The organism is Lentzea nigeriaca, assembly GCF_016907955.1.
GTDB lineage: Bacteria > Actinomycetota > Actinomycetes > Mycobacteriales > Pseudonocardiaceae > Lentzea > Lentzea nigeriaca.
Genome location: NZ_JAFBCX010000010.1, coordinates 1 through 21,627 on the forward strand (window position 1 = coordinate 1; position 21,627 = coordinate 21,627).

The 21,627-nt window shown below is 69.7% G+C and carries 18 protein-coding genes; 9 read left to right on the forward strand and 9 right to left on the reverse strand.

Annotation, left to right across the window (positions count from 1 at the left end; translation table 11 throughout):
• The 3 genes from JOD27_RS29965 to dinB all read right to left on the reverse strand — a co-directional run.
• A partial coding sequence (locus JOD27_RS29965; protein WP_307830406.1) for a transposase occupies positions 1-362 on the reverse strand: 362 nt, incomplete at its 3' end.
• A 349-nt stretch (positions 363-711) separates the two neighbouring features.
• Complete coding sequence (locus JOD27_RS29970) at positions 712-3,681, reverse strand: TIM-barrel domain-containing protein (protein ID WP_204765659.1); 2,970 nt, start codon at positions 3,679-3,681, stop codon at positions 712-714.
• Between the two features lie 405 nt (positions 3,682-4,086).
• Complete coding sequence (dinB, locus tag JOD27_RS29975) at positions 4,087-5,271, reverse strand: DNA polymerase IV (protein ID WP_204765660.1); 1,185 nt, start codon at positions 5,269-5,271, stop codon at positions 4,087-4,089.
• A gap of 246 nt (positions 5,272-5,517) precedes the next feature.
• Here dinB and JOD27_RS29980 point away from each other — a divergent pair, with 246 nt between their 5' ends.
• Positions 5,518-7,125: an FAD-dependent oxidoreductase gene (locus tag JOD27_RS29980; protein ID WP_504739947.1), complete on the forward strand. Its 1,608-nt coding sequence runs from the start codon at positions 5,518-5,520 to the stop codon at positions 7,123-7,125.
• Between the two features lie 16 nt (positions 7,126-7,141).
• Here the strand turns inward: JOD27_RS29980 and JOD27_RS29985 are convergent, their stop codons facing one another.
• Together JOD27_RS29985 and JOD27_RS29990 are read right to left on the reverse strand one after the other, a co-directional pair.
• Entirely contained in the window at positions 7,142-7,621 is a 480-nt protein-coding gene (locus JOD27_RS29985) for a carboxymuconolactone decarboxylase family protein (protein WP_204765661.1), read from the reverse strand.
• Entirely contained in the window at positions 7,618-8,697 is a 1,080-nt protein-coding gene (locus JOD27_RS29990) for an NAD(P)H-dependent amine dehydrogenase family protein (RefSeq protein ID WP_204765662.1), read from the reverse strand. Before JOD27_RS29990 ends, JOD27_RS29985 begins: the two co-directional genes overlap by 4 nt.
• A 105-nt stretch (positions 8,698-8,802) precedes the next feature.
• On the opposite strand from JOD27_RS29990, the gene JOD27_RS29995 reads away from it, so the two are divergent.
• A complete protein-coding gene (locus tag JOD27_RS29995) occupies positions 8,803-10,398 on the forward strand; it encodes an ArnT family glycosyltransferase (RefSeq protein WP_204765663.1) in 1,596 nt (531 codons plus the stop codon).
• Here the strand turns inward: JOD27_RS29995 and JOD27_RS30000 are convergent.
• Entirely contained in the window at positions 10,386-11,063 is a 678-nt protein-coding gene (locus tag JOD27_RS30000) for a response regulator (protein WP_204765664.1), read from the reverse strand. The genes JOD27_RS29995 and JOD27_RS30000 overlap by 13 nt on opposite strands.
• The gene (locus tag JOD27_RS30005) at positions 11,060-12,196 is read right to left on the reverse strand and encodes a sensor histidine kinase (protein ID WP_204765919.1); all 1,137 of its coding nucleotides are present in this window, start codon (positions 12,194-12,196) and stop codon (positions 11,060-11,062) included. The genes JOD27_RS30000 and JOD27_RS30005 overlap by 4 nt, the downstream gene beginning before the upstream one ends.
• A 135-nt stretch (positions 12,197-12,331) precedes the next feature.
• On the opposite strand from JOD27_RS30005, the gene JOD27_RS30010 reads away from it, so the two are divergent.
• From JOD27_RS30010 to JOD27_RS30025, 4 genes are read left to right on the forward strand one after another with little or no spacing between them, the layout of a single operon-like run.
• Entirely contained in the window at positions 12,332-13,669 is a 1,338-nt protein-coding gene (locus JOD27_RS30010) for a DUF8832 domain-containing protein (RefSeq protein WP_204765665.1), read from the forward strand.
• Positions 13,666-14,055: a FixH family protein gene (locus JOD27_RS30015; protein WP_204765666.1), complete on the forward strand. Its 390-nt coding sequence runs from the start codon at positions 13,666-13,668 to the stop codon at positions 14,053-14,055. The genes JOD27_RS30010 and JOD27_RS30015 overlap by 4 nt, the downstream gene beginning before the upstream one ends.
• A 16-nt stretch (positions 14,056-14,071) precedes the next feature.
• Positions 14,072-15,163, forward strand: coding sequence for a hypothetical protein (locus JOD27_RS30020; protein WP_307830407.1), 1,092 nt, complete (start codon positions 14,072-14,074; stop codon positions 15,161-15,163).
• On the forward strand, positions 15,156-15,674 hold the full coding sequence (locus tag JOD27_RS30025; protein WP_204765667.1) for a hypothetical protein: 519 nt from the start codon (positions 15,156-15,158) through the stop codon (positions 15,672-15,674). The genes JOD27_RS30020 and JOD27_RS30025 overlap by 8 nt, the downstream gene beginning before the upstream one ends.
• On the opposite strand, the gene JOD27_RS30030 is transcribed toward JOD27_RS30025, so the two are convergent.
• Both JOD27_RS30030 and JOD27_RS30035 read right to left on the reverse strand, forming a co-directional pair.
• Positions 15,637-16,293, reverse strand: a complete 657-nt coding sequence (locus JOD27_RS30030) for a LuxR C-terminal-related transcriptional regulator (RefSeq protein WP_204765920.1) — start codon at positions 16,291-16,293, stop codon at positions 15,637-15,639. The two genes, JOD27_RS30025 and JOD27_RS30030, sit on opposite strands and share 38 nt — an antisense overlap.
• Positions 16,293-17,573 carry a sensor histidine kinase gene (locus tag JOD27_RS30035; protein ID WP_204765668.1) on the reverse strand — a complete coding sequence of 427 codons (1,281 nt, stop codon included), beginning with the start codon at positions 17,571-17,573 and terminating at the stop codon, positions 16,293-16,295. Before JOD27_RS30035 ends, JOD27_RS30030 begins: the two co-directional genes overlap by 1 nt.
• 107 nt (positions 17,574-17,680) lie before the next feature.
• Here JOD27_RS30035 and JOD27_RS30040 point away from each other — a divergent pair, with 107 nt between their 5' ends.
• The 3 genes from JOD27_RS30040 (at position 17,681) to galK (ending at position 21,575) form a co-directional block, all read left to right on the forward strand.
• Positions 17,681-18,415 carry an ABC transporter ATP-binding protein gene (locus JOD27_RS30040; protein ID WP_204765669.1) on the forward strand — a complete coding sequence of 245 codons (735 nt, stop codon included), beginning with the start codon at positions 17,681-17,683 and terminating at the stop codon, positions 18,413-18,415.
• Entirely contained in the window at positions 18,415-20,322 is a 1,908-nt protein-coding gene (locus JOD27_RS30045; RefSeq protein ID WP_204765670.1) for an FtsX-like permease family protein, read from the forward strand. Before JOD27_RS30040 ends, JOD27_RS30045 begins: the two co-directional genes overlap by 1 nt.
• Before the next feature lie 107 nt (positions 20,323-20,429).
• Positions 20,430-21,575 (forward strand): galactokinase, encoded by a 1,146-nt coding sequence (galK, locus tag JOD27_RS30050; protein WP_204765671.1) that lies wholly within the window; start codon positions 20,430-20,432, stop codon positions 21,573-21,575.
• Positions 21,576-21,627 lie beyond the last annotated feature (52 nt).

The following is a 21,627-nucleotide window of genomic DNA, read 5'->3' on the forward strand; positions in this document are numbered from 1 at the left end:
GCCCGCGCACGGGCCGCACGGATCGCCGGCAGCACCGTCTCGACATCGGCGGCCAGTGCGCTGACCAGCCGCGACACCGTCGGGTCGCTGGCGACCAGGCCGAACAGCTCCGGCTGAGCGCGCACGAGAGCGAGATCGGCCAGGCAGTCTCCGCCGAGCGCGACCGCGATCGCGACATCGCACAGGATCTTGCCCGGATCATGGGTTGCCCGACGGCCCCGCCACGGGGCCAGCGCGGCCGACAACGCCCGCTGCGCCCCGGACAACCGCAAGGTCTGCCGCAGCAACACCCCGCCCGCCGACGACACCAGCGACTCACGAGCCGGATCAAGAACCAGACACGGACCTGCGCTACGCTTCACCTGCGGAGTGCCTTCCTGTTCGGTGTATCTGATGTCTTCGCAAACACCAGTTTCCCTTACAGGACAGGCACTTCCGCGCGTTCAGGGGCGTGTCACCTCAAATCACGCGAAATTCCGAGGCTAGGGCCGTATATCGAGGTCGGCTGACTCTGAAGGCGTCTGCAAGTACCACCAACTCAACATCAACAGGCACTTTCCCACTACCAACAGATCTCGCGGCCTGCTGCGGACGCGAGCGTCGTTCGGCAGGTGGCGAACAGGTTGGGGGTAGGTAGCGGCTGTTCGATCAAGAGTTGGCGGTACTTGCAGACGCCAGCCAGGCCAAGGCGGACCTCGATACAGGCACTGATCAGCGCAGGTTGATCACCACCTGCCGCCCGGCTTGGATCACGCGACTCGACCCGTCGGCGTTGTGCACGACCACGGTCCAGTCCCGCTTCTTCGCGCCCTGATGCACCACCAAGGTGTTGTGGTGTTGGGTGATCCGCGTGCGACCGTTGTCCTCGTACAACGTGAACTCGCCCGTGGCACCGGCGGTCACGTGCACCGTCAGCGCCTCGGCAGGGTTCCGCACGTCGTTGCCGACGTTGTTCGTGCGCTCGACGAGCATCCCGCCCGCGCGCAGGAACACCGGCATCGTGTCCCAGCCCGCGCTGACGGTCGCCCACGCGTTGCCCTGGTAGACGCGGCCGGTGAAGTAGTCCGTCCACTGCCCCGGCGGGAACCACACCCGCGTCTCGCCGGTCTCGCCGGGCGTGGTGATCGGCGCGACCAGCACGTCCGGCCCGAGCAGGAACTGACTGTCCACAGTGGAGTAGGACTCCGGGCTGCCCGGATAGTCGATGTAGGCCGGGCGCACGACGGGGACTCCCGTGCGGTTGGCCTGCTCCGCCAACGTGTAGAGGTACGGCACCAGACGTTCGCGCAGGTTCAGGAACTTCGTCGCCGACGCCTGCGCGGCCGGCCCGTACTGCCAGGGCAACCGGTCGCCGTGGTTGCTGTGCAGCCGCGTGATCGGCTGGAACACGCCGAGCTGCACCCACCGGGCGTACAGGTCGTCCGGCAGCTTGGTGGTGTAGCGCAGCTGGCCGTTGTCGAGGTATGTCTCGGACCCGCGCAGCCCGGTGGTGTCGTTGTGCCCGCCGATGTCGTGGCTGATCGCGGACATCCCGGTCGACACCGCCTCGGCCGAGGTGTAGGCGATGGTCCCCTTCAGCGCGCCCCACGTCGACGAGGTGTCGCCGGTGAAGTGCAGCGTGTGGCGCTTCTCCGCCCACGGGCCCGTCGGCAACGGCCCGGCACCGCTGTACCCGCCCGCCTGCAACGACCCGAACCCGCGCGAGAACGCGAACCCGCCCAGCTTCGCGTACTGCTCGTTGATCCACGAGTCCGGCGTGACGCCCCGCAACGACGATCCCGAGCCGTCGCAACACCAGTCGAGCCACCAGAAGTCCGTCGGCATCGCCCGGTGCAGCTCCACGTACGCCCGCAGCTGGTCGGGGTCGCCCCAGTCGAACACGTAACAGTCGGAGCACTGGCCCTTGGCGAGCTTGCCCTTGGCGATGGCCTGGGCCTTCGGGAAGTCCGGGTCGGTGCCCTGGATGCTCGGGTGGATGTTGAGCGTGCTGTGCAGCCCTTCGCCGTGCACCCAGTCCAGGAACCCTTGCGGCTCGGGGAACTTCGCCGTGTCGAACTGCCAGCCGTTCCACGTGTTGCGGGCCTTGAAGTCGGTGTCGACGACCAGAACGTCCAGCGGCACACCGTGCTGCCGGAACGCGGGCACGATCCGTTCGCGGTAGTCGGCGGCGGTGCGATCGATGTACTCGGAGTACCAGACGCCGTATGCCCAGCGCGGCAACAACTTCGGCCCGCCGGTCAGCCGCGCGAGATCACCCAGCGCGGCGTGGTGGTCCTGTCCGTACCCGAACACGTACCCGTCCTGGTACGGCTGCGCCCCGCGGTCCGGCCGCGGCGTGCCGTCGGCGTAGGCGGAACCCGTGTCGTCCAACAGGTACCAGCCGTCGCGGTACAGCAGACCGGGGTAGAGCCGTGGATCGCCGTTGTCGCCCGTGTAGCCGTCCAGCGAGCGCCGATAACCGCCGAGCGCCAGGTGCTGCTGGGTCGCGTTGATCCCGATGGTGTCGAGGTTGACGTGGCAGCCGGTGTCAGGGCAGGTCACGGTGAGGCCGGAAGTGCCAGCGGGCAACGGGATCCGCGCGGCCGTGGTGGCCCACGTGGTCCAGTTCGCCGTCGTCGGCACGGTGACCGCCTGGCCGTTGATCAGCACGGTGCGCGGCTCGTGCTTGCCGTCCCCGCCGACACCGTTGGCATAGCGCAGGTTGACGGTGTACGTGTCGGCCGCCGGCACGCCGCTCACCCGGTGGCTCAGCTTCGTTCCACCGACGAGCTCGGCGACGAACCCGTTCCCCGCATAGCCGACGTGCTCGTCCGCGATCTTGGCCGCACCGGTCAGCGCACCGTTCTCCGCCTCGCAGGTGGTGCCGAACCGGCAGTCGTCGGCCGCCCGGTCCTGCGTGCCGGGATACGCCTGCCCCGGCGCGAGGATCGCGATGCTGTCAACGTTGACATTGCCCGAGTCGGCGGCGGTCTTGGTCAACGAGACGCGGTGTTCGCCGGCGGACAGGTCGACCTCGGTCTCGGCCAGCCGCCAGTCACGCCAGTCCGCGGTCACGGGCAAGGTGATCTGCCGCTGCCGCCCGTCGACGCCGAGACTGAGCGTGCGGTTCTCGTGCCTGCCGTCGCCGCCCGGCCCGTTCGCGTACCTCACGACGATCCGGTGCTTGCCGACCGCGTTGACCGTCGCGGTGATTCCGTTGTTGGTGTACGAGAACCCGGCCACGAAGCCCGCACCGGTGTGGCCGGGGTGTTCGGCCGCGACGAGCAGCCCTTCCCGGTGCTGGTCCTCGGCCTCGCAGAGCTGACCGGCCGCACAGATCACCCGCCGCCACGGGGACGCGGTCGTGCCGTTGGTCCTCAGTTCGAGGTTGTCCGCGCGGAACGGCCCGGAGCCCACGCGATAGCGCAAGGTCAGCGCCGAGGTGGTGATGATCAGCCAGCCGTCCTCGACCCGCTTGCGGTAGGGCGTGCGGGAGAGGCCCGTGCGATTTACAACGTTGTAAGTGGCGGCGTTCTCAAAGCGTTGGTCACCCGCGTACTCGCTCCGCACGAGGGTGGGGGAGAGGATCTGGAACCTGGCCTGCCCGGACACGACCGTAGTGGTCGGCTGGGCTGTCGCCGGCGCCGGGCAGAGCAGACCCAGCAGGGCCAGCAGGGGGACGACTGTCGCGCGTTTCCGCATCCGTGCTCCTCGTCTGACGTCGTCGGCTTCCGAGGTGCTCAGTTACCTGAACATCCCTCACCTTGGCGTGCCGGGGTGGAGCGATCAAGAGGCCTTCTTCGCGAAATGGGCGGCGATTCGAATTGCGGTCGGCCATTCGGCTGAAGCGGTGCGACTGCCGGCGGAGGAACGCGCCGAATCTGGGTAACGCACGGCAACGTTCCAAGCAAATGGTCGCAGTGCGGGAGATCGTGCACGCGATGACGGCTCCGAAGCTGTGGCCGAGTGAGGAAAGCGTTCGACTTTTCCGGCTCCCCGAAGGTGTCGTGTTGCCGGACATCACCGAGATCTACCACGTCCCGCTGTTCCGCCTCGGCGGTGTGGCCGGGGCCTGGTGCCCGCCCAGTGCAAGTCCACAGTGGACTCCTAGTCCGGCAGCAGCGGCACCGAGATGCCGGGATCGCGGCCGAGCATCGCCGCCCGCGTCACCGACGAGGCGCCGAACCGGTCCTTCAGCCGGTCCAGCGCGGCGTCGAGCGCCCCCGGCTCGTGATCGTCGAACGGCAGCATCAGCTGAATCGAGTCCTCGCTGTGGAGGTTGGCCAGCGATACACCCAGCAGCGTGATGCCGCGGCCGTCGATCTCGGGCATCGCCGCGGCGAGCAGCTGCCGGGCCGCCACGAGCAGGACCTCGGTGTCCGCCGTCGGATGCCTCAGCGTGTGGGACCTGGTCGCCCGCGTGAAGTCCGCGAACCGCAGGCGCAGCACCACCGTACGGCACGCGCGGTGGGCGTTCCGCAGCCGTCGTGAGGTGCCGTCGACGAGCGACGCGAGGATGGCGTCCAGGTCGTGTGCCGACCGTCCCAGCGCGCGCTGCGAGCCGATCGAGCGCCGCCGCCTGCCCACCTGCACCGGGCGCGGGTCGCGGTTGTGCGCCAACGCGTGCAGGTGCCGCCCCGCCGCCTTGCCGAGGATCGACACGAGGTCGGTCTCGTCGAGGCGCGCCACCTCGCCGACCGTGCGGAGGCCCAGGCCGTGCAGCTTGGCCGCGGTCACCTTGCCGACACCCCACAGCCGCTCGACCGGCAGCGGGTGCAGGAACTCGAGTTCCCGGTCGGCCGGCACGACCAGCAGTCCGTCGGGTTTGGCCACCGCGCTCGCCACCTTGGCGAGGAACTTGGTCCTGGCCACGCCGACCGTGATGGGCAGGCCGACCTCCGCGAGCACGCGTGCGCGCAGCCGTCCGGCGATCAGCTCAGGCGGACCGACGATCTTGTGTAACCCGCCCACGTCGAGGAACGCCTCGTCGATCGACAGGCCCTCGACCAGCGGCGTTGTGTCGCGGAAGACCTCGAACACCGCCTTGCTCGCCGCGGAGTAAGCGGACATCCTCGGCGACACGACGATCGCGTGCGGGCAGAGCCGCAATGCCCGTGCGCCACCCATCGCCGTGCGGATGCCGAACGCCTTGGCCTCGTAGCTCGCGGCCAGCACCACACCGCCGCCGACGATCACCGGACGGCCACGCAGGCGCGGGTCGTCGCGTTGCTCGACGGAGGCGTAGAACGCGTCCAGGTCGGCGTGCAGGATGGGCGTGGCACTCACGAACACATGTTCGCATCCATCACTCGTTCAGCACAGTGTTCGATTCGTCGCCACCCGCTGGTCGTCGACCAACTGTTCGTTGATGCTCGCCCGCCCGGCGCGTCGATCGCTGCCTCGGGCAGATAGCTCACCATCTCGCCGTCGCCTCAGCGGTCGGGAGAACCGGTACCGCCGGGTAGTGACTTGCCTGGCACGCCCCGGTATAACTTGTTCTCATACGGCAAGAGTGAGGAAGATCACATGGCTCGCACAATGAGGTGTGACAACGGTTTAAAGGGTCCCTCTCGACGAACGTTCATAACAGGAACCAGTTCTATTCTGGGAGCCGTTGCCCTCGGCGGCCTGAGTCCTGGGGCACGCGCGACCATCGCCGACGCCGCGGTCGTCCCTGCTCTGGTGATCGGTAGCGGTTACGCCGGGTGCGTGACGGCGCTGCGCCTCGCGCAGGCCGGTGTCGACGTCCACATGATCGAGATGGGCATGGCCTGGGACACCCCCGGCGCGGACGGCAAGATATTCGCCAACACCACCACACCGGACCAGCGGTCGTACTGGTTGCGCACCAGGACGAAACAGCCGCTGAGCAACTTCCTGGGCTTCCCGATCGACAAGGACATCCCGCGCTACACCGGGATCCTCGACGCCGAGGAGTTCAGCGGCATCACCGTCTACCAGGGCCGCGGCGTCGGCGGCGGGTCGCTCGTCAACGGCGGCATGGCGGTCACGCCGCGGCGCGAGTTCTTCGGCGAGGTGCTGCCGACGGTCAACCCCGACGAGATGTACGACGTCTACTACCCGCGCGCCAACTCCGAGCTCGGCGTCACGATGATCGACCCGGCCTGGTTCGACACGGCCGAGTGTTACCAGTACGCCAGGGTCGGGCGGAAACACGCGCAGCGGTCCGGGTTCCCGTTCGTCTACGTGCCCAACGTGTACGACTGGGACTACATGAGGCAGGAGGCGGCCGGCTCGGTGCCGAGGTCGGCGCTCGCCGGAGAGATCCTGTACGGCAACAACTACGGCAAGAAATCCCTGCAGAAGACCTACCTGCCGAAGATCAGGGCGACGGGCCGGGTCACGATCTCCCCGCTGCACCGGGTCACCTCGGTCGTCCCGGCGTCCGGCGGTTACACGGTCACCATGGAGCAGCTCGACACCACCGGCACGACGATCGCCACGAAGTCCGTCACCGCGGCCAAGGTGTTCTTCGCGGCGGGCAGCGTCGGGACGAGCAAGCTGCTGGTGAAGCTCAAGTCCACCGGAGCGCTGCCGAACCTCAACGGCGAGGTCGGCAAGGGCTGGGGCGACAACGGCAACGTCATGGTCGGCCGCGCCAACCACATGTGGGACGCGACCGGCTCACTGCAGTCGTCCATCCCGACCGCGGGCATCGACAACTGGGCGGCGGGCGGTGCTTTCGCCGAGGTGGCACCACTTCCGACCGGCATCGAGACCTACGCCTCGTTCTACCTGTCGATCACCAGGACCCCGAGTCGCGCCGAGTTCTCCTGGAACGCCGCCGCGGGCAGGGTCGACCTCAGCTGGCAGACCGCCTGGAAGCAGACGTCCATCACCGCGGCCAAGTCCATCTTCGACAAGATCAACGCGAAGGAGGGGACGATCTACCGGACCGACCTCTTCGGCGTGTACAAGACCTGGGGCGACCACCTCACGTACCACCCGCTCGGCGGCGCCGTGCTGAACAAGGCCACCGACAACTACGGCCGCCTGCACGGCTACACCGGTCTGTACGTGATGGACGGTGCGCTGATTCCCGGCCTCACCACCGTGAACCCGTTCGTCACCATCACCGCGCTGGCCGAGCGGAACATCGAGAAGATCATCGCCACCGATCTGTGAGTCCTGTTGGGACGGCTCAGAACTTCGGCAGCACGCACATCGCGTCAAGGCCTAGCACGTGGTTCAACCTGCCGAACGCGAGCCACGACCCGATGCACATGCTCAGCTCCGCGATCTCCACCTGACTGTAGTGCGCGGTCATGCGGGACCAGAACTCGTCGTCGAGATTGTGGTGATCCAGTGCGTACCGCTCGGCGTACTCGGCGGCCAGCCTCGTGCGGTCGTCGAAGGCGTCGGTGGTGCGCCACTGGGTCACCGCGTCGAGGAACCCCTGCTCGACCTTCTGCCCGTCGCGTTCGGTCCGCCAGTCCATGCAGAACATGCACCCGTTGATCTGCGCGATCCGCAGCCGTGCCGCCTCGAACTCGCGCAGCCCCAGCGTCGTGTGGGAGTAGACCGCGAGCGAGAAGTTCGCGGCCGCGACACCGATGCCGGGCACCATCTCGCCCCACACGTAGGCGATGGGGTCCTTGCCCTCGGGGATGTCGATGTTCATCGGGAGATCCTTCCGAGCTTGCCGGCGGCCGGGCGCAGCGGGACGTCCAAAGCGTCGTAGAGACCGGGGTCTGCCTCGGCGAGCCAGTCGATGGCGTTCACCAACCGGCCGACGGCGGTCGCGTTGCCGCCGGCGGACCGGTTCTCGCCCTCGTCGGTGGCCTCGACCGACACCTCGATGCGCGGGCGTCCCTCGATGATCACCTTGTGCGCGCCGTCACCGGACGGTGGCATCGGCCAGTCCGTCGCGCACGACGCGTGGATGCGCGTGACGTGTTCGATGACGATGAGCGGTTCGCCACCGACGACGCCCTGCACCTCGAACCGGATCGCGCCCTGGGTGCCCGCCTCGAACTCGCCCATCGTCCGCGTCGTCACCGTCGTGTCGAGCGCACGCCGGTCCACGGTCTCGCGGATTTCCTCGACCTCGACGCCCAGCGCCCTCGCCATCAGCCGGATCTGACCGCCCCACACCATCGTCGGCACGCTCGGCATGAGCATCGGCGCCTGGTAGTCGAGCGGCTGGCCCATGCCGATCAGCCACCGCACCGCGTCCGGCTGGTCGTAGGTGGAGTAGTCGAAGATCTCCTGGCAGCGGATCGCGTCGATCTCGCTGCCGAGGCCGCTGATCAGCAACGGCAGCACGTCGTTGCCCCAGCCGGGGTCGACGCCGGAGACGAAGAGCGAGCCGCCGCCCTCCGTGATGGCGGCTAGAACCGGTTCTCGTAGCTCGGGCGGCGCGCTGCGGTGGTCGTAGAGCGCGTACAGCGAGGGAGTGACGACCACGGCACCGGCCCTGATCGCCCTGGTGATGTCGGCGAGGGCGTCGTCGGGCCGGATGTCGCCGGACGCGGCGTACACGACGGCGCGCGGACTGGCGGCCAGGACCGCGTCGACGTCGCTGGTTGCCGCGATGCCGAGCTCGGCGTCCAGTCCGGCCAGGGCGCCCGCGTCGCGCCCGGCCTTGTCCGGGTCGTGGACGATCACGGCCGCCAGCTTCAGCGCCGGGTGGGCCTCGACGGCCCGAATCGCGGCACGGCCGACGTTTCCCGTGCCCCACACCACCGTGGCGATCATGTCAGCAGAATAACTAGAACAAGTTTCAGTTGGATAGGGCCTGGTGTCCCGGTTTTCGGCGCCGGGTGTGACAACCGAACGGTGGGGCATCCCGTTCCAGGAGTGATGGAACTACTGCGTGCAAGGACTCAGGACACCGCCGCCCCGCCCGTGGTGCAGGGGCAGTGGACGGTCGTCGTCGTGCTGCTCGTCCAGATGGCGATCGCGATGATCACCACCGCCGCCGAGCAGGCGCCGACGATCGACGAGCCGGTCTACATCGGAGCGGCGGTGGCCGGCCTGGAGCAGCACAGCCTGCGGTACAACCCAGAGCACCCGCCGCTCGGAAAGCTGGTCATGGCGACCGGCCTGGCCTTCGCGGACGTGCGTTTCGACCAGGCGTTCACCGGCGACCAGACCGAGTTCGGGCGGCACGTGCTCTACGAGTCGGGCAACTCACCCGAGCGGTTGTTGCTGCTGGCCCGGCTGCCGATGATCGTGCTCACCCTGCTGTTCGGGCTGGTGGTCTTCCTCTTCGCCAGAGACCTGGCCGGTCCCGTCGGCGGCATGGTGGCACTCGCCCTGTACGCGCTGTCACCCGACGTCATCGCGCACGGGTCGCTGGCCACACTGGACGTGCCCGCCGCGGGTTTCCTGCTGACGGCCGCCTGGCTGCTGTGGCGGGCCCGGCAGCGCGTCTTCTACCTGCCGCTGGCGGGACTCGCTCTCGGCGCGGCGATCGCCACGAAGATGAGTGCCCTGGCGGCGGTTCCGGTGCTGCTCGTGCTGGTCGCGCTCGCGGTCCGGCAGGCGCGGGCCAAGGCGGTCGCGGCGGTGGCGCTGACGGCGGTCGCGGTCGTCTGGCTGTCGTACCTGGCCGTCGATCCGTTGCTGCGCTGGGAAACGCCGCCGGACGTGCCGTCCGTGTCCGGGCTACGCGCGCTGGCGGACTGGTTGCCGTTCCCCGAGCCATACCGGGACGGGATGCGCGTCCAGTTCGGGATGGAGGACCGGGTGTGGGGCGGCTTCCTGTTCGGCACGCACTACTCCGGGTCGCACTGGTACTACCTGCCGGCCGCGCTGCTGGTGAAGACACCGCTGGGCGCGCTGGTGCTGTGGGTGGCCGGAGCGGTGGTGATGACGCGTGTGCCCAGGTTGCGTCCGGCGGTGCCCTACGTCCTCGTGCCCACGGCCGTGCTGCTGGTCGCCGCCATGACGGGCAGCCGCGACCTCGGCGTGCGGTACGCGATCTTCGTGCCGATGTTCCTCGCCGTCGCGGCCGGCGGTCTGGTCGCCGTGCGCCGGCGGTGGATGCACGTGGCGCTCGCCGTTCTCGTCGCGTTCGTCGCGGTCAGTTCGTTGCGGACGTTCCCCTACTACCTGCCGTACTCCAACGAGGCGTTCGGCGGGCCGGAGAAGACCCACCTGCGGTTGCACGACTCGAACGTCGACTGGGGACAGGACCTGGGGCGGCTCGCGGACCGGCTGAGGGAACGCCATCCCGGCGAACGGATCTGGCTGGTCTACAAAGGAGCAGGCGTGCCGTCGTACTACGGGATCAACGCCGCCGACCCGCGCCTCGTGCCCGCGGACCAGGTACGCGGGGTGCTCGTGGTGTCCGACTCCGCCGTCGCCAAGGCCGACGACCGGCTGAAGGCGCTGATCGCGAGCAGCACGGCGATCGACGAGGTCGGGCACTCCATCACGATCTACCGTCGCTGAACCCCCGGAGGTCTTGTCTGCACCAATCCGTTGATGTGCGCGTACGCGACCGCGTGCACCCGGTCCCGCAGCCCCAGCTTGGCCAGCACGCGCGAGACGTGCGTCTTCACGGTCTCGTCGCCCACGTGCAGCTGCGCGGCGATCTCGGCGTTGCTGTACGCCGCGGCGACGAGCTGCAGCACCTCGCGTTCGCGCGCGGTCAGCAGGTCGAGCTCCGGCGGGGTCGGGGGAGGAGCGAGGCTCACGGCGAACCGCGCGATGAGGCGCTGGGTGACGGACGGGTCGATCAGCGCGTCGCCGCGGGCGGCCACCCGGACCGCGGAGATCAGCTCCTCGGGTGGCAGGGACTTCAGCAGGAAACCGCTCGCACCGGCGTTGAGGGCGCGGTAGACGTACTCGTCGGTGTCGTAGGTCGTGAGCAGCAGGACCTTGGTGCGGTTGGCTGGGTCGGCGAGGATCATCTCGGTCGCGGCGAGGCCGTCCAGCTTGGGCATGCGGATGTCGAGCACGGCCACGTCCGGGCGCAGGCTGGCCACCTCGGCCACGGCCGCCCTGCCGTCGGCGACCTCGGCCACGCACCGCAGGTCGGGCTGCGTGTCGAAGATCGCGCGCATGCCGGACCGCAGCATCGCGTGGTCGTCGGCGAGCAGCACCGTCAGGGTCATGAGTCCTCCAGCGGGAACGTGACGATCGTGCGCCAGGTGCGGCCGTCGGGGTCGAGGCCGGAGCGGGTGGTGCCGGCGAACATGCCGGCGCGGTTGCGGATGCCGACGAGGCCGCGGCGCACGGAACCGGAGTGGCCGTTGCCTGAACCCGTGAGGTTCGACGAGGTGATCGTGAGCGAGTCCGGCGCGTAGTCCAGTGTCACCGTGACGCCCGACGAGTCGCCGTGCCGCAGGGCGTTGGTCAGCATCTCCTGGATGATCCGGTAGACCGTGATGTCCAACGACTCCGGCAGTTCGCGTTGGCGGCCGCGGACCTCCAGGCGCGCGGGTGTGCCTGCCGCGCGCACGCCGCCGAGCAGCTCGTCGAGCTCGCCCAGGCCAGGTTGTCGCGCGCCGGGTGACCTGTCGCCGTGCAGCAGGTCGAGCAGGTGCCGCAGGTCCACCATGGCCGCGCGGCTGGAGGTCTCGACCGAGCGCAACGACGTCGCGAGGCTGGTGTTGCCGTCGGGCAGACCGAGCCGGGCGGCACCGGCGTGCAGGCCGATGGCGCTCACGTGGTGCACGATCACGTCGTGCAGGTCGCGGGCGATCGCGCTGCGCTCCTCGGTGACCGCCTTGGCGACAGCGGCTTTCGCGTCCGCCTGCTCCATCGCCGAGCGCTTCTCCAGCTCGGCGAGGTAGGCGCGGCGAGCGGTCGTGTAGCGGCCGACGAGCCACGGCAGCACCGCGATCTTCGCCACCACCAGCAACGCCCGCACCGGGTCGCCGCCCATCACGATCGAGCAGGTGAACCCGCTCGCCGCGAGCACGCCGAGCGAGGCGTACGCGGGTGTGCCGCGCAGCCACGCACCGGCCCGGTACCCGGCGATCAGCAGCCCGGCCTCGTTGGCGTGGATCCGCCCGCCCATCGTGACCAGCAGGATCAGCGGGACCGCCGCCTGGGCCACCGCGACCCAGCCGGACAGCTTGGCGGGACCGGCCAGCATCGCGTTCACCGCGAGCGTCAGCGCGAGCACGACGGCCGTCTGCCACGGCGGGCAGTTCGAGAACAGGACAAATCCGCCGTCCGCGACCATGCACGTGGCTGCGACCAGCCACGACTGGCTCTTCAGTGACAGCTTGATCGGATACATCACCACGGATCCTGCCGCATGCCACCCCTGAGATCGTCCTGCTTCGCAGGGGTCGGACGTCCCCCGCGCGGGGGACCTGGTTTCCGCCGCCGCAGTGACGCCTTCCAGCTGCCATGATCGCTACCTTTGATCACGATGAAGCGAAGTGCTGCGATCTTGCTGTTCACGCTGGGGGCGATCCTGGGGATCACCGCTCCCGCGCTGGCCGACGGCGACCGGATCGGCGGGGACGTCCACGTCGCGCAGACGCTCGGCGACCGCGATCTGACGGTGATCATCCGGCGGGTGGCGGAGGTGCCCGGACCGGTGCACGTCGACGTGGTGACGCACGCCGGTTCGCCACCGGGGGAGCTCATCCTGACCGCGCGGGCCGCCGGTGCCGCGACCAGCACGGCGAAGGTGGTTCTCGGCGCCACGCCCGGCTTCTACTCGGGGGTCGTGGAGGTCGACCGGCCCGGTCCGTGGGAGCTCGCGGTCGACGAGGCGACGATCCCGTTCGTCGTTCCCGCGCTGGTGTCATCGCCATGGGAGAACGCGACCTACGGCGGGTTCATCGCGGCGGGCGCGTTGTTGTTCTTGGCGTTGTTGTTCGCCGTCTTCGGAAAGCCCGGTCTCGCGCTCGTTCCCACGGCCGGTGTCATCGCCGCGATCGCCGTCGGGGTCACGGCCGCGTTGCTGTCGCCGAGCATCCCGCCGGTCGCGGCTCCCGGCACCCAGCTGGACCCGACGTTCGGCAACGTCAACGATCCGTACCAGAGAACGTCCACAGTGGATTTCTCCAGGCCGCCGGTGAACCTCGTGCCGACCATGAAGGGCGAGGATCTCGTGCTGAGCCTGACCGACGGGTCCTCCGGCCGCCCGGTGGACGACCTGCTCGTGCACGACAGCGCGTTCGTCCACCTCGTCGTGGTGTCGCCGTCGGGGAACCTCCGCCACCTCCACCCGATCCGCACGGCGCCGGGCGAGTACCGCGCCCGGCTCAGCGCGGCGGAACAGGGCACGCACGCCATCGCGGCGGAGATCGCCCGGCGCGGCGGGGGAGTGCAGCTGCTGCGGTCGAGCGTCGAGGTCCCCGGCACGGCCACGGTGCAAGCGAACGACGGAAAAGCCGACCTGGCAACGGAGATCCGGGAAGCGGGCAGGCCGACCACGATCACGGCCCGCTTCGGCGACCGGGAGCTGCAGCCGTGGCTCGGCATGCTCGGGCACATGATCGTCATCGGACCGATCTCCGGCAACGCCGTGAACGCACCGATCTGGGCACACGTGCACTCGATGATCCCGCCGACGCCGGGCATGCCCGACAGGCCGGACGAGAGCGTCGCCGCCTACGGGCCGGACGTGCCGTTCACCTACTCGTTCCCGTTGCCGGGCAGGTATCTCGTGTGGATCCAGGTCGAACGGGACTACACGATCGTCACCGTGCCGACTGTCGTCGACGTTCCCGCAGCGAAGGGGGTCTCCGGGAGATGAAGCGTCATGTGCTGGTCGCGTTGGCCGCGGTGATCGCGGTCGCGGGCGCGGTGGTGGTGCTGTGGCCGCGCAGTGTCGAGGCACAGCCGCACCTCGCCGAAAGCGGGCGGCTCCGGTTCGTGCTGACACCGGCGAGCACGAGGAGCGGCGTCAACTCGTTCGACCTGCGGATCACCGACCGCGCGGGCAATCCCGCGCAGGGCGACGAGGTCGTCGTCGAACCGGCGATGCCGCAGATGGGCCACGCGATCGCCCCGATCACCGCGGGGCCGTCGGAACCCGGTCACTACCGGGTCGGCGACGTCGGCCTGTTCATGGCCGGGCAATGGGAAATCACCGTGTCACTCAGTGCGGAGCGGGTGGTCATCCCGCTGCTGCTCACCTGAAGGGGGAGGATCACCAGTGGAGATCACGGCGGTGGCACCGTCGACGAGGACCGTCCCGAGAGGACTGGTCCCGGCGAGTGCGGTGCTCGGCGGCACGTTGCTCTCGCTCGTCGGCCTGACCTGGGACATCCAATGGCATTCCGACGTCGGGCCGGACACGTTCTTCACACTGCCGCACCTGTTCCTGTACGCGGGTAGCGCGGTCTCTGGCCTCGCGAGCCTCCTGGTCGTGCTGATGACGACCGCGGACGCCAAGCGCGCCAGGGCTGTCGACCCGATCGTCGGCGGCCGCGCGGTCGGTGTCTTCGGCCGCACGTTCGCCGCGCCGGTCGGCTACCTGATCTCGGGCACCGGCGCCGCGCTGTTCCTGGTGTACGGCCTGTGGGACCAGTGGTGGCACGGCCTGTACGGCTTCGACGCGGTGATCGACTCACCGCCGCACATCGGGCTGCTGCTGTCGATCTCGATCACGATGGTCGGCGCGGTCATGATCTTCGCGGTCGCCCGTGACCAGCGCTGGGGTGTCTACGGCGCGGTCGCGGCCGCCGCGGCCCTGCTGGTGTTCAGCATGGTGACCTCGCTCGGCCTGCGCGCGGTGCCCGCCGCGTTCGCCAGCCCGGTGTCCATCGGTACGGCGTTCTTCTCGGTGATGATCCTGTTCATGGCCGCTCACGCGCTGGACCGGCGAGGCGGTGCGCTCGCCGTCGGCGTGTCGGTCGCGGTGCTGCAGGCCGTGTTCTGGTGGTTCTCCCCGTGGGCCGCGAAGGTCTACGCGGACGCGACGGGCCTGCCGTTGCGCGACTACACCGACGGCATCCCCGGCCTGCCCAACATGATCCCGATGTGCCTGGTCGGAGTCGCGGTGGCGGTCGAGCTGCTGCACCGGCTGCCGGTGTGGATCCCGGGCGCGGCCGGCGGTGCGGTCATCGCGGCGTTGGTGCCGGTGCAACGCGTCCTCGTGCACGGCGGATCGTTCCCGGTCAACGCCCGCTACCTCACGACCATCGTCCTCGCCGCCGCGTTCGGTGCCCTCGCCGCGATGCTCGGCCGGCGGTTCGGACACATGCTGCGCCACCTCGCACCAGCAAAGGAAAACAGCCATGCGTAAGACACTGCTGGGACTGCTGGGCGCTGCCGCACTGCTGTTCGGCCTCGCCACCCCGGCGCTCGCCTACGAACCGGTGAACATCGTCCACACCGAGAAAGTGCAGGCGGGGCCGTACGACCTGACCGTCGGCTTCAGCACGTGGCCCGTCAAAGCCATGCAGTCACTGGACTTCACGTTCGCGCCAGAGGACGGCATCGCGGACAAGACCGGCAAGCTGACCATGTTCTACGGCCAGAAGGAGTTCGACGACAGCCCGCTGGCACGTCATCCGCGCAAGCGCGAGGTGTGGGGCCTGGACATCCACGCCATGCCCGCGCAGGGGACGTGGACCTTCCGGTTCGACATCGACGGCCCCGCCGGTCCCGCGACCGGTGAGCTGAAGAACCTCCAGGTGATGGAGCAGCCCGGTCCGCCGATGGGGTTGTCCTGGGCCATCAGCACGATCCCGCTGTTCGGTCTGATCGCGTTCATCGTCATCGCGTGGAGGCGGACCCGTCCCGCAAGTAGGTGAGCGTGGCGAGCACCCGCCGGTTGCGGTCTTCTCCAGGCGTGAAGCCGAGTTTGGTGAAGATGTTGCCGACGTGCTTGTTCACCGCAGCCTCGGACACGACGAGGTGCTCGGCGATCCCCGCGTTGGAGTACCCCTCCGCCACCAGGCCGAGCACCTCGCGTTCCCGGTTCGACAGCGCCGCCAGCGGAGTGCTGCGCTTCACCAGCTTGCGCACCACCTCCGGGTCGACGACGGTCTCGCCCGCCGCGACCCGGTGCAGGACGGCGACGAACTCCCGCACGTCCCCGACCCTGTCCTTCAGCAGGTAGCCGACGCCGGTGCCGTCACCGGAATCCAGCAGGTCCGCGGCGTAGCTCGTCTCCACGAACTGGCTCAGCACCACCACCCGCAACTCCGGCCGTGTCCGCCGCAACCGCACGGTCGCCCGCAGCCCCTCGTCGGAGAACCCCGGCGGCATCCGGATGTCGGTGACGACCAGCTCGGGCTCGTGCTGCTCGACCGCCGCGACCAGCGCCTCCGCGTCCCCGACCGCCGCCACCACCTCGAATCCGAACCGGCCGAGCAACGCCGCGAGCCCTTCCCGCAGCAACGCACCGTCCTCGGCGAGAACCGTCCTGATCACCTGCACGGGAACTCCGCTCTGACCGTCGTGGGCCCGCCGACCGGGCTGGACAAGGACAACGTGCCTCCGATGGCCGCCGCGCGGTCGGCGAGCCCGGTCAACCCGCTGCCGCGCGCCGGGTCCGCGCCACCTCTCCCGTTGTCGGTGACCTCGACGGTGAGCACGTCGCGCCGCACGTTCGCGGTGACCCGGATCTCGGTGGCGCCACTGTGTTTTCCGGCGTTGCTCAACGCCTCGGCGACCACGAAGTACCCCGCTCCCTCCACCACGCCCGCGAGCCGCTGCGGGATGGCGCACTCCACGGTCACGGGCGTCGCCGACCGGTCCGCGAGGTCCTGCAAGGCCGCCGGCAGACCCAGATCGGACAACGCCTGCGGGTGAATGCCGTGGATGAACTCCCGCAGTTCGGTCAGCAACTGCTTGGCCTGGTCGTGAGCGGCCGCCACGGACTCGCCGCCGGGCGAGTCCTGCGGCACCTCCAGCTTCGCGAGCCCCAGCTGCAGGATGAGGCTGACCAACCGCTGCTGGGCCCCGTCGTGCAGGTCCCTCTCGATCCGCCGCCGTTCCGCCTCGAACGCGGTGACCAGTCGTTCGCGCGACCGCGACACCTCGACCAGCTCGGCTCGCAGCCGCCCGCCCGGTGCCAGCAACGCCCTGACCGCGCCTGCCTGCAGTCCGGCCAGCCCCGCGACGAGGTACAGCACCACCGGGACGAGCGCCAGTCCCAGCACCGAGTACGGCATCGCCTCCGCGACCGTTCCGGCGTTCCAGACTCCCAACGCGACGGGCCTGTCCGGTGCGACGACCAGCGGGCTGACGATCATCGACAGGACCATCAGCGCGGTGAGGGCGAGGAGTGCACTCGGCAGCGCCGCCACGGCCACCACGACGAGATGGGCGAGCTCACGCCAGGCCGCCGGCTCGGCGTACCACCGCCACCACCGCCCGCGCGCGGGTGCGGGCACCCGTTCGGCGTGGACGAGCCGCACCCGCAGCCGCTCCAGGTACGCCACCGGTGCGGCCACCAGCGGGCCCGCCGTCACGACCAGCACCAGCCCCGCCAGGCCGAGAACCACGGCCTCGCCCAGCGCGGCCGGAGCCGGCCCGAGCAACCTGACGGCGAGCCACGCCCACGGCAGGCACAGCACCGCGAGCGGCACACCGGCGACGAGCGACACCACCGGCGTGCTCAGCACGTACGACAGCGCGCGCCACGGCCACCACGTCAGGAGGAACCGGCGTTGCCCGGTCGATTCCCAGATGTTGCGCACCCCCACTCGGCCCACCGTAGTGAATGGCCTACCGGGTAGAGATTTCTCTACCCGGTGTTCGGGCGTTATGAGCAGTGACGAACGCCGACCGCGCGAGGTTGGCTGTTCCTGTCATGAACTCAGCACATCCAGCGGTGCAACTGCACCAGGTCACCCGTGTCCACGGTTCGAAGAACACCGGCGTGGCCGCCCTCGACAACGTCAGCCTCACTTGCCCGCCGGGCACCTGGACCGCGGTCATGGGCCCGTCGGGCTCGGGCAAGTCGACCCTGCTGCACTGCGCGGCGGGCCTCGACCAGGTGACCAGTGGCCGCGTCCTGCTGGCGGGCCACGACATCACCGCCGCACCCGACAGCGTCCTCACCGCGCTGCGCCGCCGCACGATCGGCTTCGTGTTCCAGACCTTCAACCTGATCAGCTCGCTCACCGCCGAGCAGAACGTGGCGTTCCCCGCGAAGCTCGCCGGTCTGCGAGTGTCCAAAAGGGACGTTCGCGCCGTGCTGGCCGGCGTGGGACTGGCCGACCGGGCGACCCATCGTCCTCGCGAACTCTCCGGCGGCCAGCAGCAACGCGTGGCCATCGCCCGCGCCATGATCACCCGGCCCGCCGTCCTCTTCGCCGACGAACCCACCGGCGCCCTCGACTCCGCGTCCGCGAAGACCGTTCTCGCCCTGTTGCGCGACATGGTGCGGACCGCCGGGCAGACCATCCTCATGGTCACCCACGATCCCGCCGTCGCGGCCAGCGCCGACACGGTGATCTTCCTGGCGGACGGCCGCATCGTCGACGGCCTGCACGCGCCCACCACCCACGACGTGGCCGAGCGCCTGGCCAAGCTGGAGAGCTGATGTTCCAGATGTCCTTCAGCACCTTCCGTGAACGCTGGGAGCTCTTCGCGGGAGCGATGCTCAGCGTCGCCGTCGGTGTCGCGCTCGTACAGGCCTCGATCCTGGTGCTGGCCGCCACCGGAAACCCGCGGATCCCGCCCGGCCTGACCCGGCAGCAGGAGGACGAGGTCCGCGAGGGCTTCGTGGGTGCCGCGACCGTGATGGGCATGACCGCGTTCCTCGCCATGTTCCTGGCGGTCTTCATCGTCAGCTCGACGTTCGGTTTCACCGTCGCCCAGCGCCGCCGCGACCTGGCTCTGCTCCGCCTCACCGGAGGCAGCCGCGGCCAGCTGCGTGCGCTGCTGCTGTCCGAGTCCCTGCTGCTGGGCGTCATCGGATCCGGCCTCGGTGTGCCGTTCGGGTTGGTCGCGCAACACGTCCAGATCTGGTTGTTGATCGAGATCGGCCTGCTGCCGGACGGTTTCACCGCGCCCTGGCGGGGGTGGGCGGCGATCGTCGCCTGCGTTATCGGCATCGGAGTGGCTCTGACCGGGGTGTTCACCGCATCGCTGCGGGCCGCACGCATCCGGCCGCTGGAAGCGTTGCGGGAGACGGGAAAGGCCGCCAGGGTGATGAACACCTCGCGGTGGTTGTTCGGTTTGTCGTCCGCCGCCTGCACCGTCGCCATGATCGTGTGGGCGCAGAGCACCAACCTGATCGGTGCGTTGCTGGCGGCGCTCGGCATCTCGATGTGCGGTGCGGTCGCGATGAGCCAGCTGAGCCCGCTGGTGGTGCCGTTGACGGCCTGGCTGCTGCCCGGCGGCCTGGTCAGGGCGAATCTGCGGGAAGGGGTGCGGCGCAGCGCGGCCACGGCGTCGCCGTTGATCGTCCTGGTGGCGCTGCTGCTGGGGCTGTCCGGCACGTTCGGCTCGCTGGCCGCCGCGGGTGGCGAGGAGGCGAAGCGGTCCGTGAACGCCCAGCTGGTGGTGACGTCCACGGGGGAGGAGGCAGAACGCCTGCCCGCGGTGGAGGGGATAGCCGTCGCGTCACGGCAGAACGCGGTGGACATCACGATCACGGCGGAGGTGCCGGACGAAGGCACGACGAGGTACTACAGCGGGATCGTCGCGGTCGACGCGGCCGACTACGCCCGCACCCACAAGCTGACTCCGTCAGCCTGGAACCTGGCTGGGCTGACCGGTGCCACGGTCTTCACGGGACCGGCCCGGCACGGTGACGGAATCAACCCCGGCCAGGTGCTGTCTGTGGACGCCGCTGGGCAACCGTTGCAGCTCACCGTCGTCGGCGGCCTGCTGGAAACCCTCGAAGCGGGCGACAGCTTCCTCCTCCCTCGCGAGGTCCTGCCCCGGCACGTGTGGTCCGGTGCACCGACCGAGACCGTCGTCCAGGTGGCGCCCGGCCAGAACCCGGCCGACGTGGCCCAACGGATCAGGCAGCAGGGCTTCGGTGACGTCAGGACGGTGGCGGAGTGGGCGACGGCCCGCGCGAAGCACGCCCAGGACGGCAACGTCGAGATCCTGATCGTCCTGATGGGACTGGCCGGTCTGTACGCGCTGATGGCTGTGGTCAACGCGGCGGTGATCGCCGGAACCGAACGCCGCCGCGAGTTCGCCGTCGCCAGGGTGACCGGCCTGACCCGCCGCCAGGTGATCGCATCCGCCGTGGCCGAGGCCGTCGCGGTGGCGCTCATCGGCGTGGTGCTCGGCTGCGTGGTGGCCGGTGCGGGCCTGGCCGGCATCGGTGCCGCCGTGCGGAAGGCGATCGGCGTGACCGTCGTGGACGTCCCCTGGGCACTTCTCGCGGTCGTCGTCATCGGCTCGGTGGCGGTCGTGGCGACGACGAGCGGAGCCACCGCCGCCGTGGCGACGAGGCAACGGCCCGTCGAGCTGGTCACGGCCAAGGAGTAAGCCAGACTTTATCCAACTTTTCTGCTCAAGAGTCAACATTGTCAAGACGGCCGCCGTCCGTCATGCTCTCCGCCGTCACCTTCGCGGCAGGCTATGGATCGGGCGGCATGAACTCAACAGGATCGAACATCGCGGCTGAGGCGTTCCGGCGGCTGCACGGCGTTGCGCCCGCGGGCGTGTGGTCGGCGCCCGGCCGCGTGAACCTCATCGGCGAGCACACCGACTACAACGACGGGTTCGTGCTGCCGTTCGCGATTCCACATCGGACCTGGGTCGCCGCTGCACCGCGCGAGGACGGCGTGATCACCTTCGCCTCGGTGCAGGAGGACGGGCAGACCGCGGTGGCGGAGCCCGTTCAGCTCGCCGGGCTCGAACCGGGAGCCGTGCGGGGGTGGGAGGCGTACCCGGCCGGGGTGGCGTGGGTGTTGCGGCAGCAGGGGGTCGCCGGCGGGGCCGATCTGGTCGTCGCGGGGGATGTGCCGCGAGGAGCGGGGCTGTCGTCTTCGCACTCGCTGGAGGTCGCCACCGCCTTGGCGTTGCTGGGGCTCAGTGACACCCATCCGTCCAAAAGCGACATCGCGAAGTGGGTGCAGCAGGCGGAGAACGACTTCGTGGGCGCGCCGACCGGGTTGCTCGACCAGACGGCGTCGCTGTGCTGCACGGACGCCCACGTGCTGTTCCTGGACGTCCGGACCGGCCGGCAGGAGCAGGTGCCGTTCGACGCCGCGGCACACGGCCTGGAGGTCCTCGTGATCGACACGCGGGTGAGCCACTCGCTGGTCGAGTCCGGCTACGGCGAACGGCGGAAGGGATGTGAACGCGCGGCCGAACTGCTCGGTGTGGCGGCACTGCGGGACGCTACCGGAGACGAGGACCTGCCGGAGGAGCTGCGGCCGCTCGCCCGGCACGTGGTCACTGAGAACGAGCGCGTGCTGAAGACCGTGGAACTGTTGAAGCAGGAGCGGTACGCGGAGATCGGACCGTTGCTGAGCGGCTCGCACGCGAGCCTCCGCGACGACTACCGCGTCTCGTGCGTCGAGCTGGACGTGGCGGCGGACGCGGCGGAGAAGGCGGGCGCGCTGGGTGCCCGGATGATCGGCGGCGGGTTCGGCGGCTCGGCGATCGCCTTGGTGCCACGGGAACTCCGCGAGCGAGTCGAGTCCGCCGTCGCGGAAGCCTTTGCAGCGCACGGTTTCGTGGCGCCCCGCATGTTCACCGCGGTGCCGTCGGCGGGGGCCGGCCGGGACAGGTGACGTTGAGCCAAGCGTACGCATTCGCTGGCGTCGGGTGATCACGACAGTGCAT